The organism is Mycoplasma putrefaciens KS1 (assembly GCF_000224105.1).
Classification (GTDB): domain Bacteria; phylum Bacillota_I; class Bacilli_A; order Mycoplasmatales; family Mycoplasmataceae; genus Mycoplasma; species Mycoplasma putrefaciens.
Window position 1 is genome coordinate 396,014 of the sequence record NC_015946.1, and the last position, 16,119, is coordinate 412,132.

The following is a 16,119-nucleotide window of genomic DNA, read 5'->3' on the forward strand; positions in this document are numbered from 1 at the left end:
ACTAAATTTAAATTAAGATTTATTTTTGAAAGACAATATTTAGTAATTTTTATTTATAATATACTAGATAAATCTAAAGTTAAAAAAACTATTTGAGTTACAAGGAAAAAAGAACAATGCGTATAATTATCAACTCAAAAACTAATAAAAGTATCAAACTATCAGCTCATCAAATCGCTGAGATCAAGCAAAATCATAGATATGAAAAAGTTTATAAAAAGAACTTTGAAAAAGCTAAAAGAAGAATCAAAGAAAAAAACTATTTTAAAGAAAGATTTTTAAAAGATCTTTTAGTTGTTTTTATTTCATCATTTCTAACCACTTTGGGTATGAATTATTTTGTTTTATCAACTGGAGATGCCGGGTTATTTCCAGGTGGTTTAGCAACTTTTGCAAGGTTTGCTGGAATTGTAACTGCTGGAAACAAAAACTCAACAACTACAAGTGGGATTAATTCGGCAAATCTCTTTTTTATTTTCTTATTTTTAATTAATCTTCCGTTTTTTGTCTTTGGATTTTTTAAAGTCGGAATTAAATTTACATTAATGTCAATGCTATATATTGTTGTATCAATTTTATGAGATCAAATTATTACAAGAATTCCTTATATTAATCCCAAAGAATTTGCATTAATTGTTGATTATAAGTTAATATCAACTATTCCTAGTGAATGAACTGGTGCTGTATGATTATTTATTTTTTCGATTTTTGGTGGGGTGTTTTTAGGAGCTAGTTATTCACTAACTTACAAAATTGGATCATCAACTGCTGGAACTGATTTTATTAGTTATTATGTTGCTAAAAAATATAATAAACAAATCGGATCAATTAATATGAAAATCAATCTAGCGATTCTAGCTTTAGCAGTTGTACTAAATACTATTACCTTGCCAATGCATAAGATTGATGCCAATATGAAATATTCAGCATTACACGCTTTAGATCAAGAAAAGTTCAACCAAATTTATCAGGCTGCTTTAAATAGTAAGACATTTAGTACTGATCCAGGAAACAGTCTTTATTTACCAACAAATTGAACAACATCAAGTCAAAATTTTACAAAAGATGATATTGCTAGAGTGATTTCATCAAATTATAAGTTCGAAAACTACAACAATTTAACAACTGCGATTAAAATTAAGTTTATTTTTGGTCCATGTTTATTTGCTTCATTTATTCTAATGATTATTCAAGGGATTGTTATTGACCGAATTTATCCAAAAAACCGCATTATTACCATTTTAATTAATACTGCTAAACCAGAAGAATTAAAAAATTTCTTATTTGAACTAGGATATAAAAACAATATTAACTTTATTGAAAATCATATTGTCAGAAAAGATTTAGCTTTGATTAAACAAAGTGTGGTAATGATCTCAATTAGTTTAGTAGATTGAAAGAATTTAGAAGATAAAGTCTTAAAACTAGATCCCAATATGAATATTGCGTTTATTAAAAATATGAAAGTTAAAGGTCATTTTAACTATGCATTAGATAATGAAAAGCAAGAAATGGTTTTATATCAAAAAGTTGTTCAAGATAAAAGATTAATGCATAAAATTGAACAAGATTCTATTATCATTGCCAAACAAAAGATTGATCGAGACTTAAAAAAATCAAAAAACAGCTACCAAAAAAATAATCCATAATTAGTTGGTTTAAATGCTATAATTAGAATGTAATTTTCTTATTTTACTGTTAATCATTAACTTATAATAATATTTAAAAGGAGTGAAAGACGTGAAAGTAAAACTAGCTAGTTTCAAAAAAAGTGCACGTCTTTTTTCTATTGTTTTAATAATATTAGCTTTAATATCTGGAATTATTGTTTCAAGTTATAAGGTTTCAAAAGACACTTCTTTAGGTTCTAAATTTACTGGTGGTTATCAAGCTTTGGTTGGAGTTTTTGACAAAACCAAAAATGCTGATCAGCAAAACGATCTACCAACTGGAGATTCAGTTAAAGCTGCTGAAACTTTAAAAAGAAAGCTATCTCCTTTTGGAGATAATACTATTGAAATTGAACAAGCTGGAAGCTCACGTGTTTTAGTTAAAGCACCAGCAAACAAATATAATAACTCACAAGAAATCTTTAAAAATGCCATTGAACGTCTTGGGGGATTATTTATTTTAAATAAAGATTTCAAAGACATCTTTTTTGATAAAGATATTATGTCAAAAGCTGGTGCTGGTGAAGTTTTTAATAGTAATGATAGTCAAAAACCAATTAAAGATAAGCTAACAGTTGATAAGTTTTTAGGTAAAGTTGAAGCTGAAGCAGTGCAAGCTGCTGATGTCGCAACAAAAAACGCTCCGTTTGTGACATTTCAATTAAGCGGGAATTATTTAGAAACTTTAATCAAACCTAGTGATAAAAACTCTGCTAGTACTGATTCAACAATGACAATGATCACTTCAATGGGAAGCGTTTTAACATCACTAAGAAACTATTTTCAATTTGCCAATCCTAACTCTGAAAATGAAATTAATGACTTTTTAGAATCATATTTAAAAAATATTTTACAACCAGTTCAAACTTGGATTAGTTCACATCAAAATGAGCAAAAAACTAATAATGCTTTAATAGATTTTTTTGCAATTCAATATCAAACTAGAAATAATACAAAAGATTGAGTTACAACAAAAGCAAGCTTAGTTGGAAGTGATATCAACAAATGATGACAATCTGGATCAACAGGTAAAATTGAGAATGTAGATGACTTAAAGCATGTGATTTTTGGTCTTGGTGGCAAAACTACTAAACCTTTTGAAAATTACAAATTCAATTTCATAAATTCAGCAAATAAATATTTATATGATTCAAACTCAGAAGCTAAAGACTTTAATAAAGATGAAAAAGATGGAGAAGGTCGTTATTTTAGTGGTATAAGAGCAACAGAAGGAATTCCATCACTACAAGCACAAACTAATTTAGGTTCGTATTATGAAATAACAAATAACATCATTTCAGTAATGATGAAAGAAATTTTGTTTAAAGATTCAACAATTGATAAAGATCATATTGTAAATAGAAACTTAAAACAAGAAGTTTTTAGAAATGAAATTCTATTAAAACAAACTCAAATTAATTCACAAGATACAAGAATTCTTTCAAACAGACCATCAATAGTTACTAACGTTAAAGATAAAAATAATAAAAAGTTATATATTCCTGTACATAACTATACAATGGCTAAAGAAATTGAATCTGATATTTCTCAAACAGCTCTAGGATTTACTTTTAAAGTATTATCTGTTGAAGAATATCATCAAGAAATCAATAGCATAATGTTATATTCAACATTAGTAGTATTATTAATTCTTTGCGTATTAATAATGATATTTATGCTATTTTCTTACCGTTTGTTAGGGTTATTTGCAATTATACTTGCAGCAATTTCAGCATCCTTGACCTTGTTATTACCAATTATCTTTTCAATTTCAGTTGGACCTGGTATTTTTGCGGTGATCTTTATATGCGTGGGATTAGTTTTAGATACTTCAATTATTTATTTTGAAGCATTCAAAAAAAATATTTATCTTGAAAAAAGATCTCCTGAAGCATCATTTAAAATTAGTAATAAAGATACCTTAACAATTTTATTAGATGCATCATTTATCATTTTAATACCTACTATTTTATTGTTTATCTTTGGAACTGGTTCATTAAAAGGATTAGCTACTATTGGAGTTATTAGTACTTTATTTGTAATTGTTTTTGGAATTTTGGGTTTACGCTTATTAACTTGATTAACAATTAAAGATAAAACCTTTATTAAGCATCCTTGATTATTACCATTAAATACACAAACTAATAGTGAATCAAATATTATTAATGACTTTAAGTTAAGTTATTATGCTTTTAAAATTGAAAATATAAATGCTAAAACGAAATTAACATCAAAAGATTTAGCTAAGTTAAAACAAGCTAAAGATAAATATGATTTTTACAAACAACGCGAAGCTGAAATTATCCAAGCTAAAAAGGCTAAACAATTAGCTAAAGACAGTCAAAAGATTATTAAATTAAATACTAAAATTGAAAAACTAAATAAGAGTTTAGACACACGTTCAAGTTTTAGTGCTTATAAAAAATCAAGAATTAAAGATCTAAATACTAATCGTGACTTTATACTAGCTAAGTTAAATACTCAAACTTCAAAAGAAGAATTAGATAACCTAAAAAATAAAACTAACCAAAGAAAAATCTTTAACATTAATAAAATCTTTGCAATCTTTTTTGTCATCTTTGTAATTCTTGGAATCGGTTTAGGATTTAGTATTGGTCCTAATTATGATGCAAGTTTTGGAAATAGTTATTCAATAACTATGTATGGAAACCAAATAAGAGACATCTATTCAAATTTAGACGCTAACTTTAATGCTTATTTATCAAAAACTGATCCAAATGATCCAAACAGAGTTAATGAGATTAAAGCAATGGGCACTTTTTTAAAAACTCGAAAAGCTAGTCTTGATGCTTTTAAAAAGAATGAATTTAATAAAGAGTACTCAGCATTATCAGTTCAAGATCAAAATCAATGAGCAGCATTTGTTGTTTCAGAAATCTTTAAATCAATTGTTGATAATAAATATCTTAAATTATGAAATAGTAATGTAAGAGTTGGTGGAGTGCTAGGAGCAAATGTTCAAGTTGAGCATGGTTCAAACTTCAAAGATGTTAAGACAAGTGCTGAATCAGCAACTGATCTAGCTTGAATCTCATTTAGAATTACTAATTCTAAAGACCAAGCAATTATTAATGTTTTTGAAAAGTTATTTTACAGTTTTTGAAAAGGTAACGCCGATCCTGATGTAGCCGCTTCAAAATATAATCATAGCAACAACACTTCAGATCAAGGAATCATTAACTTAATCAATACTCCTTATACGTCATTTGGTCAAATCAAAGAAATGGGTATTGTCTTTGGAATCACTTTAATTGCTTTAGCAGTTTATATGATAATTAGATTTAAATGAACTTATTTTGTTGCTCTAGCATTATCAGTGATTGTAACTATGTTATTAACAACTTCATTAGTAGTTGTGTTAAGAGTTCCTGTTGGAATTGAAATTCTTAGTGCGATTATCGCAGTGTTATCATTTACTATTATTACTTCAATTCTAATTTTAGGAAAAGGTAAATCAATTATGAAGTCTAAAAGTCTTGAAGCATTTAGCGTCATTTTTGAAAAAGAAGTTGATAGTTCATTAGAACTTAAAACTATTAAACGCCAAACTAAACAAGAACTTTCTAATCTTAAAAAAGAGTTTAAAGCTAGTTTAGCTGTTGAAACTGCCCAAAGAGCCGAACAAAAAAATGTTCAAAAGCATTTATGGTGATTTAAACAAACTCAAAAATTTAACTTAATTTTTAATAAAAAACAAAATCAAGCATATAAAGAATATAAACTAAAGAGAAAAGAACTTAAATCAGCTATTAAAAACCAAAGAGCTACAGTCAAACATAAACTAGATACTTTTGTAAGTAGCAATGTCTTTTTAAAAGAAATTTTTATTAATATCTTTAAGTTTGGAATTAACCGAACTTTATTAGTAACTTCAATTTATATTATTTTTGCTTTAATTATTTCTTTATTAATGCCTCCAATTATTGGAATGGGAATTACAATTATTATTGGAATTTTAATTTCAACTCTAGTTTCTTTATTAATTGCACTACCAATTTGAATATTGTTAGAAAGAAAACGTATAATTTACATTTTAGGATACAAACGATTTGTTCAAAACTACAAAGTTAGTCAAGAAGAACAAATCATTGTTGGAATTAATGATTAGAAATGAGAAGATGTTATGGATTTAAAAAAATACATTCTAGATGTTAAAGATTTTCCTAAACCAGGAATTGTCTTTAAAGATATCACACCATTGTTAAATGATGTTAAAGCATTTCAATATGCAGTTGATCAAATGGCAAAGTTTGTTAAAGAATGTAATGCTAATGTGGTGGTTGCTCCAGAAGCAAGAGGATTTTTATTAGCATCAGCTGTTGCTTATGCAGCTCAAGTAAGATTTGTTTTAGTAAGAAAACCAAATAAACTACCAAGAGAAGTTTATGATGTCAAATATGATTTAGAATATGGTTCTGATCACTTACAAATGCATAAAAATGATTTACAACCTGATGATCAAGTAGTGATTATTGATGATGTCTTAGCAACTGGTGGCACAATGCATGCTATTATTGAACTAGTAGAAAAACACCAAGCTAAAGTTGCAGGAATTTCATTTTTACTTGATTTAGAATTCTTACATGATGATGACTTATTTAGTCAATATAAACTGCAAAAGATCATAAAATACTAAAAATAATAAGGGCTTTTCTAGCCTTTATTTTTTATAATCAATAGTATAGGAGTATAAAGATATGAGCCAAATAACTAAGCAAAATAATATGTCTCTTGATTATAAAGAAATTACTAAGTTTGAAGAATTACTAGCTAAGCTAAAAAAATACATTAAAGATAAAAAAGAGCTTGAGCTAATTAAAAAAGCTTATGATTTTAGCGCTCAATGTCATAAAACTCAAACTAGAAAAAACGGTGATCCTTATATTTATCACCCTCTTTCTACTGCTTATTATCTTGCACAATGACATATGGGACCAACAACAATTATTGCTGGGTTATTACACGATGTTTTAGAAGATACTCCAGTTGAAAAACAAGAAATTATTGATAATTTTGGCCAACAAGTTGCTGATTTAGTTGAATCAGTTACTAAGGTAAGTTTTTTTGCAAAAGAACAACGTCAACAACTAAAATCTGAATATCTTAGAAAACTCTATTTATCAATGGCTAAAGATATTAGAGTGATCATTATTAAAATTGCTGATAGGTTACATAACATTTTAACTATTTCAAATCTAGATTTAGAAAAACAAAAAATTATTGCTAAAGAAACTTTAGAAATTTATTCAGCGATTGCTCATAGAATTGGGATGAAAAATGCCAAATCACTTCTTGAAGATCGTTCATTTGAAATTTTAAATCCAAATGAATTTGAAAAAATCAGAAACCTATTTAATAACGACATTTTACAAAGAGAAGAAACTATTAATAAAATTATTGTTGATTTAGAAGAATATTTAAGAAAAGAAAAAAATATTAAGATTATTAATATTTTTGGAAGACCTAAGACTTTTTATTCAATTTATCGAAAGATGACTTTATTTGCAAGACCGTTTGAAGAAATTACTGACCTTTTAGCTATTAGAATTATTGCTAAATCAGTTGATGATTGTTATAAGATTTTAGGATTTATTCACCAAAAATATATTCCACTAGCTGGTAAGTTTAAAGATTATATTGCAACACCCAAAAATAATGTTTATCAATCATTACACACTACTTTATCAGATTCAAAAGGAAACATTTTTGAAGTACAAATCAGAACGTCAGAAATGGATGAGATTGCTGAAACTGGAGCAGCTGCTCATTGAAGATATAAAGAAGGTGAAATTGTTGATATTGTTAAACGTCAAAAAGACATTGATCAAAAACTAGATATTTTTAACCGTATTTTAGATTTTGATGATGATGGAATTGAACAACAAGTCAAAGAAGAGTTGTTTACCACTTCAATTTATGTTCTAACTCCAAATGGAGCGGTAATCACTTTACCGTTTGGTTCAACTGTTTTAGATTTCGCTTATCGCATTCATACTGAAATTGGAGAAAAAACTATTGGAGCTAAAATTAATGGGGTTTTTCATCCCATCAACACCATTTTAAAATCTGGCCAAGTTGTTGAAATTAAAACCTCACCAAAGCAAGAACCAACTTATGAATGATTAAAAATTGTTGTTTCACCTAACGCTAAAAATAGAATTAAAAAATATTTAAATAAAAAATTAACTGATGAAAGTAAAGATAAAAAAGAACAACAACAGCAGTTAATTAAAAAAGCAGAAATGAATATTAATGCTTATATTAATCAAAAAGATTGAAGATGAAAAAAGAATAGTTCAGAAGAATCTCAACAAATTGTCAAAGAGATGGGTTATGCTAATTTAAATGATTTTTTATTAGATGTTGTTAAAGGTGAATATAGTATTATTCAAGCTGCCGAAAAAGTCTTTTTAAAACAAGATTATTCAAAAGATGACGAAGTATTTGACAACATTAAATCAAAAGTTGTTTATGATAGCAGTGTTAAAAATGATATTTTAGTTGATGGGATTAAAAATATTAGAGCATCACTTGCTAGTTGCTGTATGCCAATTCCTTATGAACCAGTCGTTGGCTTTGTCACAAAAACTAGTGGGATCAAAGTTCATTTAAAACAATGTTATAGTTTGGATTGATCAACGATTAAGCCTAGATTAGTCTCAGTTCAATGAAATGAAGCAGTTGCTCAAAAAAACACTTATACAACTAAAATTAGATATTTTGCTGTCGACAGAACTGGACTAATTTATGATATAAGCCGTGTACTATCAGGATTAAAAACATCAATTTTAAATGCTAATATCATTACTGATGAAAAAACTTTATCTGCTCAAGGCGAAATCCAAGTTAAAGTTAAAGATGATCAGCATCTTGTACAAGTAATATCTGCTTTAAAATCAATTCCTGGAATTAGAGAAGTAGAAAGAGCAATTTCTAGTAAAAAAATTCAAAAATAGGACTTATTTTTAGATATCAAACTAAAAATTTAAGATTTAAGTTAAGATATTTGTAATTAAATAAAATATTAAATTGATTTTAGGGGGTTGTTGTGAAAAATAGGATTACTAAAAAAAGTTTTAAAATCTTTAAAATTAAAAAAAACTTAATTAAAAAACTGATTTTTTATTGGTTTTGGCCTATTTTTATTGATCACGATTTTTTCTGGATTTTTATACGCTGTTTATAATTATTGTTTAGCTAATAAAGAAATTAATGATTTTATTTTAAAAAACGGAGCAATTTCATCACAACAACTAAAAGACTTGATTCAACAACTGACATATGCTAAAAACCTTTTAACTTGAGATTCAGTTATTTTAGATCAATCAGCAAAAATTACTAGAGTAGTTTTTAATTTCTCTGAGTTTAGTATTTATTTCTTTTCATTTTTTACAACTATTACTAATTTAATGGTTGCTATGTGATTCTTAGTACACGGAGCAAAAGATGAAAATAGGTTTAAAAAATTCATTTTATCATCTGAAGCAACACTAATTATTAGTTTATTAATCACAGTAACAGGAGTTATTTATAATTTTGTGTTGTTTCCAGCAAGTATTATTACAAATAATTTCAAACTAACACATTGAGAATTGTTTCAAAATGCTATGGTACATATTATTAGTCCAGTAGTAATGGTGCTTTGTTATTTATTTTTAGTAGATCATGATTCAAATTATTATGCTAATAAAAAGAATTTAAATAAAGTTTGATTGTTTTCAGTGTTATTCTTAATAGGTTATACTATCTATGCAATTTTAAGAGGAATGGTATCAATTTTGGGTGGTGCTACTGTTGATGATAAACATTCATTTCCTTACTTTTTTGTCCAAGTGTTTAATCCTAATGTTTTTGGTATACCTGGAATTGTGTTATTTTTAATTTCAATGTTAATTATTTTATCGATTGTCTTTTTTAGTTCTCTGATTTATTGAAAAATAATTACTAAAAGATTAGAAAGTAAACAAGCATTATTAGTTTCAAACTTAAAAGCCAAATTAGCTAATAAATCAAATAATTAAAATATTAAATGTCTTTTATCAAATGATAAAAGATTTTTTATTTAGTAATAATTTAAAATTTTTTCCTAATACTAGATTGAACAACCTATAGAAAGGAAAATAAATATGAATTTAGTAAATATTATAGGTCAATTAGAAGGTGATGCAGTTATTGCTTACACTTCAAAAGATGGAGATAAAAAACTTTATAAGTTTATTGTAAAAGTTCCTAAACCTTATAAGGTAAAAGATGGTGATGGTATTGATTATATTAATGTTAAAGCATGATCTAGTGCAGTTGATGACGAGTTTTTATTACATGATCAAGCGGTAATCGGAATCGAAGGAAGAATTCAATCTTTTACTTCAAATAACGATTTAACAAATATCAGAAATGAAATTTTTGCCAATCGAATTTTATATTTAAATTAGTTTATGCAACAAGTGTTATTGTATTTTATTTTTAAATACCAATATAATTGAAATAAAATCTTACTAGCGCTAAAAAATCAAGAACCAATTAATGATCAAGAATTAGATGAAGCTAAAAAATTAGTTGAATCTAATTTTATAACTATTTTAGATCCAAACTATCCAGAGTTTTTAAAAGAAGTAGCAAAACCGCCACTAGTTTTGTTTTATAAGGGTCAGTTAGAGTTATTAAAACTAAAAAGCAACATCTTTGCAATTATCGTTGATCCTGAAATTGATAGTTATGCTAAGAAAAGTATTTTCAAAATAGTTAACAAACTAATTAAACAACAAAAAATTATCGCTTTAAAATTTGAGCATGGATTTACACTAGAATTAATAAATTATATTGTAAGTAAGAAAGGAAAGTTAATTTTACTGTCTAGTTATGGTTTAATAAATCTTAGTCAAAATCATTTAAAAATTTATCAATTAACTGAAACTTATAGTAATGTGATACTTATCAGCGACAATCAAATTAAACAAACTGATAGCTGTCTAACTAAGCTATTTGATAATAGTTTAAAAATTTTATTAACAATTAGCAGAGCAACTATTTTATGTCAATCTAATAATTTACAACAAACTCAACAAATCCTTGAAATATCAAAAACTAACGATCTAAAACTTTTTGCAATTCCAGAAAGAATCAATTCCAAGTTTAAAGCCAATAATTTTGCAATTCAAAACGGTGCTATGCTAGCTGAAAGTTTAGAATTTATCTTAGATCACACTTAAGTTATTTTTAGAATTTTACTATTAAAAGATATGTTATTTTTAAAAAAATCTCTTTTTATTTACAACAATGATAAAGGAGATTTTTTGTCTTAAATTTTAGGCTTTAAATGTTAAAATTATCTTAAATTGCAAAGAGGTACTTTATGAGTTATCAAAACCAAAAGAATAATGATGCACTGGAATTGTCTGACAAACAAACTTACGACAAGAAAAAAATCTCATTAAAAGAAAGTAAAAGCTTTTTGGGTATTATTTTAAAATATATGAAAATTCATAAGAAGTGAACTATTATTTTAATCATTACTTCAATTTTGTCTGCTGCTTTTGCTTCTTTTAACCCATTTTTATTACAACAATTACAGTATGCTATCTTACATGAAAAAAGCCAGTTAGATAATTCAACTGATTGGTGAGGGTTGAGTTGACAAGTGATACTTGGAATTTGAATTGCTGTTTTAGTTCTAACAGCGGTTTTTACTTATCTTTCTAATTTTTTTGGAGCTGAATTAGGTAAAAAAATTGAAATTAGCTTAAGAAATGAAGTTTCAGAAAAACTAATTTCAGCTGATATGAGTTATTATTATGACAAAAAAACAGGAGACATTTTAACTAAAGTTGTCTCAGATACACAAATCATTGGTATGCAAGCAGCAATTATTCCAAATATTATTTTGGTTGCTTTTTTTTCTTTGATTTTTACGATTATTGCGTTATTTTCAACAACTAGTTTATATATTGGATTGGCATTGATTGGTTTTTATGTTGGATTAGGAATTTTATTTGTAATTTCTTTTCTACCAATGAGAAAGTTAATTTTTAATTTAAGAAAAATCATCACTGAGATTAATGGTGATGTGACAGATAGAATCAATACTATTAAACTAATCAAAGCAAGTGGTACTGAAGAATATGAAAAACAAAGATTTGTTGATGTGCATAAAAAATACTATGAAAAATATAAACAAATAAGCTATTATCAATCTTTGATGATGTCGATTTTATTTTTGGGTATTAATACTGTTCAAGTAGTCATGATCATTATTGCTTCAGCAATCTATAAAAATGATTTAAACCAACTTCGTTTAATCATTGGTCCTATGATTATGTGTGCTGGAATGATGATAGGTCCAATAATGCAATTTTTAAGAGTGATTGCTGGATTGTTACAAGCAAGTTCATCAGCAAAAAGAATTGATGCTATTACTAGCATCCAACCAACTATTAATAATCACTCACTAGACAAACAGGGTGTTTGGATAGATGATATTAAGGGAAATATTATTTTTAAAGATGTCAATTTTGCTTATCCATCAAAACCAGATAATATCGTTTTACCTAACTTTAATTTAACTTTAGAACAAGGAAAAAGTTATGCCTTTGTTGGTCAAACTGGGGTTGGAAAATCAACTATCTCTAAATTATTATTAAGATTTTATGATGTTAGTTCAGGTGAAATTTTAATTAACGATAAGATTAATATTAAAGATTTATACATTCCTAGTTATTTAGCTCAAGTTGGTTATGTTGAACAAGAACCATCACTATTATTAGGAACTATTTTAGATAATATTAAATATGCTAAACCATCAGCAACAGATCAAGAAATTATTCAAGCTTGTAAAAAAGCTGAACTACATGATTTAGTGATGTCGTGACCAGATCAGTATCAAACAGTAATTGGTGAAAGAGGTTTTATTTTAAGTGGTGGACAAAAACAAAGACTAGTGATTGCTAGAATGTTTTTAAAAGATCCTAAGATTTTAATTTTAGATGAAGCAACTAGTGCTTTAGATAATGTAGTTGAAAAAGAGATCCAAAAAAAATTAGAAGAATTAATGAAAAATAGAACTAGTATTACAATTGCTCATAGACTTTCTACAATTAAAAACGTTGATCAAATAATTGTTTTAGAACCTAAAAAAGGAATTGTTCAAAAAGGTAAATTCAATGAACTTGTAAATACTCCGGGTCAATTTAAAAAACTATATGATGCCGGATTTGCTAAATACGATGTCTAGAAAGAAAGAATTAAAATGAAAAAAATTTTTAAATCAGTCAAAAACAAGCTAGCATTTGATAATGAAAGGAAGTTCACAATTAAAAAACTTGGAATGTTTTTTAAAATGAATGTTGAACTAGCTAAAAAAAGTCCGTTATTATTTTGAAGTTGTGTTTTAGCGACTTCTTTTGATGCTTTCTTTTCAACAATTCTTCCTTTGTTTTCAGCAAAGATGCTTGATGCCTTATTAACAGGTCAAAAAACAAGTCTATTTAACTCAATATTTTTAGATCAGTATGGTTGATTAGCTGTAGTTGGAGTTAACTTATTAATCATTATTGTTTTAGAATATTTAACTAACTTTACAATTACTTTATATTCAGCACAAATTGAAGTGATGCAGCGTGTTAAAATTTTAAATGCTTTAGCAGATCAAGATGTTGATTTTTACTTTGATCATGTTTCAGGAAATATTTTAACTAGACTTGTTGCTGATACTCAAAATATTTCTTTTGGTGTACAACAATTTATCACAAACTTTATTTATTCAATTACTGCATCAATTACTGCTATTGTAATTATGTTTACTCAACATCAAGAACTAGTTGCAACAGTAGCTTTAGCTTATCTATTAATTGTAAACATCTTAGGTGTAGTACTTTTTGTTGATATGAGAAGAAAAATGATTATTTCATTTGACAGAAAAAGAGAAATTGATGCTGATATGACTGATAGAATCAACAACATTTCGCTAATTAAAGCTAGTGGTACTGAAGAATATGAAATTAAAAGATTAGAACAAAAAGATAAATATTATGAAGAAAGCTTAACAAAAGTAAACTATTCTAGTGCAGTTTTAAATACTTGATTGATTTTTAGTATTAGATTACTAATGCCAATTATTTTTATAATTTTTACTTTCCAATTTTTAAATGGAACAATTACAGCTCAAAGTTTAGGAACTAATACTGCTTTAGTCTTTCCTCTATTGTCAACTTTAATAGGTGCAATTTCAATTTTACTTCCAAGTTTAAGAACAGCTACAGCTGCTTCTAATGCTGCAGATAGAATTAGTGAGTTAACTGAACCAGTACCTAGTATTCATCCGAATAAAGATGGTTATAAAATCTCTAAAATTGATAAAATTACTTTTGACAAAGTGAGTTTTGCTTATCCTAAAAAACCAGATAGAATTGTACTACCAGAAATGTCTTTAACTTTTGAAAAAGGAAAAAGTTATGCCTTTGTTGGTCAAACTGGAGCTGGCAAGTCAACAATTGCTAAATTACTTTTAAGATTTTATATGCCAACTTCAGGAAAAATTCTAATTAACAATAAACACGATTTAAACAAAATTAATTTACCTGCTTATTTAGATAAAGTTGGTTATGTTGAACAAGATCCACAAATTTTATTTGGAACATTTTTTGAAAATATTAGATATTCTAAATTTGATGCAACAGATCAAGAAATTATTCAAGCCTGTAAAAAAGCTGAGCTACATGATTTTATTATGTCACTACCTGATCAGTATAATACTGTTTTAGGTCAAAGAGGATTTATTCTAAGTGGTGGACAAAAACAAAGACTAGTGATTGCTAGAGTGTTTTTAAAAAATCCTGATCTGATCATTTTGGATGAAGCAACTAGTGCTTTAGATAATGTAGTTGAAAAAGAAATTCAAAAAAAATTAGATGAATTAATTAAAGGTAGAATGTGTATTACTATAGCACATAGACTTACAACAATTAAAAACGTTGATCAGATTTATGTTTTAGGACCTAACGGAGCTGGAATTGTGCAACAAGGAACTTTTAATGAATTAAAAAAACAACCTGGACATTTTAGAAATTTATATGAAGCAGGATTGATGGAATAATGAATAAAACAATAAATATTATTGGAGCAGGACTAGCTGGTTGCGAAGCTGCTTATCAACTATCAAAAAAAGGTTATAAAGTTAATCTTTATGAATGTAAAAAAATTAAGAAAAACCCCGTACAAGTTTCTAATTATTTTGCTGAATTAGTTTGTTCTAATTCACTAAGAAGCAATGATTTAAATAATGCTGTTGGAACTTTAAAACAAGAAATGCGCATGTTAGATTCGTTAATTATCAAAGCTGCTGAGCTAAGTCAAGTTCCTGCGGGTGGTAGTTTAGCTGTTGATCGTGATAAATTTTCGCAATTTATTACTAATACATTAATAGAAAATAAAAATATTAGCATCTTTGATCAAGAAATCACTGATCTAGAACAATTTAAAGATCAGATGATTTTAATTTGTTCAGGGCCACTAACAACTGAATTATTACAAAATCAAATAAACCAACTAGTTGGAAAAGATGATTTTTACTTTTTTGATGCAGTAGCTCCAATTGTAACTAAAGATTCGATTAATATGAAGATTGCTTTTAGACAAAATCGCTATGATAAGGGTGAAACTCAAGATTATATTAATTGTCCAATGACACAACAAGAGTATCAAGTTTTTTATCAACAACTAATTAATGCCGAAATTGCAATCAGTCATCTAAAAGATGATAATCAATTAAAATATTTTGAAGGATGCATGCCTGTTGAAGCACTTGCTAAAAGAGGAGAGCAAACCTTATTATTTGGTCCATTGAAACCGCAAGGACTAACTAAGCCTGATGGCACTAAAGCATATGCAGTTGTGCAACTTCGTCAAGATGATGCTAAAGATAGTTTATACAATTTAGTTGGTTTTCAAACCAATTTGAAATGACCAGAACAAAAAAGAGTTTTTTCAATGATTCCAGGACTAGAAAATGCTGAATTTATCAGATATGGAGTTATGCATAAAAACAACTTTATTAATTCTCCTAAAGTATTAAACCAATTCTTACAATTAAAACACAATTCAAAAATCTTTTTTGCCGGACAAATTACTGGCGTTGAAGGTTATGTTGAATCAAGTGCTAGTGGTTTAATAGCAGCTATTAATATCTCAAGATTTTTAGAAAATAAAGAACTAGTAATTCCAGATACATCAACAGTCACAGGAGCATTATTACACTATATTCATAATACTTCACCAATTAACTTTCAACCAATGAAAGCTAATTGAGGAATTGTTAAAGACTTAGAAGTTACTAATATCACTAAAAAAGCCTTAAAAGAAAACAAAAAACAACTTTATTCAAAAAGAGCACTTGAAAGTATGCAAAATTATATTAAGCAAATTACAAAGTAGGTGT

At 26.9% G+C, this 16,119-nt stretch carries 10 protein-coding genes; all 10 read left to right on the forward strand.

The genetic code is table 4. The features are described 5' to 3' along the window. Nucleotides 1-116 precede the first annotated feature (116 nt). The 10 genes from MPUT_RS01685 (at nucleotide 117) to trmFO (ending at nucleotide 16,115) form a co-directional block, all read left to right on the forward strand. Nucleotides 117-1,649, forward strand: a complete 1,533-nt coding sequence (locus tag MPUT_RS01685; protein WP_014035077.1) for a YitT family ABC transporter — start codon at nucleotides 117-119, stop codon at nucleotides 1,647-1,649. 91 nt (nucleotides 1,650-1,740) lie between these two features. Beyond that, nucleotides 1,741-5,799, forward strand: coding sequence for a protein translocase SecDF, variant type (locus tag MPUT_RS01690; RefSeq protein WP_014035078.1), 4,059 nt, complete (start codon nucleotides 1,741-1,743; stop codon nucleotides 5,797-5,799). 15 nt (nucleotides 5,800-5,814) lie between these two features. Continuing rightward, nucleotides 5,815-6,327: an adenine phosphoribosyltransferase gene (locus MPUT_RS01695; protein ID WP_014035079.1), complete on the forward strand. Its 513-nt coding sequence runs from the start codon at nucleotides 5,815-5,817 to the stop codon at nucleotides 6,325-6,327. Nucleotides 6,328-6,388: 61 nt separating this feature from the next. Further along, on the forward strand, nucleotides 6,389-8,647 hold the full coding sequence (locus MPUT_RS01700; protein WP_014035080.1) for a RelA/SpoT family protein: 2,259 nt from the start codon (nucleotides 6,389-6,391) through the stop codon (nucleotides 8,645-8,647). 189 nt (nucleotides 8,648-8,836) lie between these two features. Beyond that, complete coding sequence (locus tag MPUT_RS01705) at nucleotides 8,837-9,712, forward strand: Pr6Pr family membrane protein (protein WP_014035081.1); 876 nt, start codon at nucleotides 8,837-8,839, stop codon at nucleotides 9,710-9,712. Nucleotides 9,713-9,817: 105 nt separating this feature from the next. Further along, nucleotides 9,818-10,123, forward strand: coding sequence for a single-stranded DNA-binding protein (locus MPUT_RS01710; protein WP_014035082.1), 306 nt, complete (start codon nucleotides 9,818-9,820; stop codon nucleotides 10,121-10,123). Between the two features lie 3 nt (nucleotides 10,124-10,126). Then, nucleotides 10,127-10,900, forward strand: a complete 774-nt coding sequence (locus MPUT_RS01715; protein ID WP_014035083.1) for a DNA-processing protein DprA — start codon at nucleotides 10,127-10,129, stop codon at nucleotides 10,898-10,900. A gap of 143 nt (nucleotides 10,901-11,043) precedes the next feature. Further along, nucleotides 11,044-12,918: an ABC transporter ATP-binding protein gene (locus MPUT_RS01720; protein ID WP_014035084.1), complete on the forward strand. Its 1,875-nt coding sequence runs from the start codon at nucleotides 11,044-11,046 to the stop codon at nucleotides 12,916-12,918. 15 nt (nucleotides 12,919-12,933) lie between these two features. Continuing rightward, nucleotides 12,934-14,778, forward strand: a complete 1,845-nt coding sequence (locus MPUT_RS01725; RefSeq protein ID WP_014035085.1) for an ABC transporter ATP-binding protein — start codon at nucleotides 12,934-12,936, stop codon at nucleotides 14,776-14,778. After that, nucleotides 14,778-16,115: a methylenetetrahydrofolate--tRNA-(uracil(54)-C(5))-methyltransferase (FADH(2)-oxidizing) TrmFO gene (gene trmFO, locus MPUT_RS01730; RefSeq protein WP_014035086.1), complete on the forward strand. Its 1,338-nt coding sequence runs from the start codon at nucleotides 14,778-14,780 to the stop codon at nucleotides 16,113-16,115. The genes MPUT_RS01725 and trmFO overlap by 1 nt, the downstream gene beginning before the upstream one ends. Nucleotides 16,116-16,119: the final 4 nt, after the last annotated feature.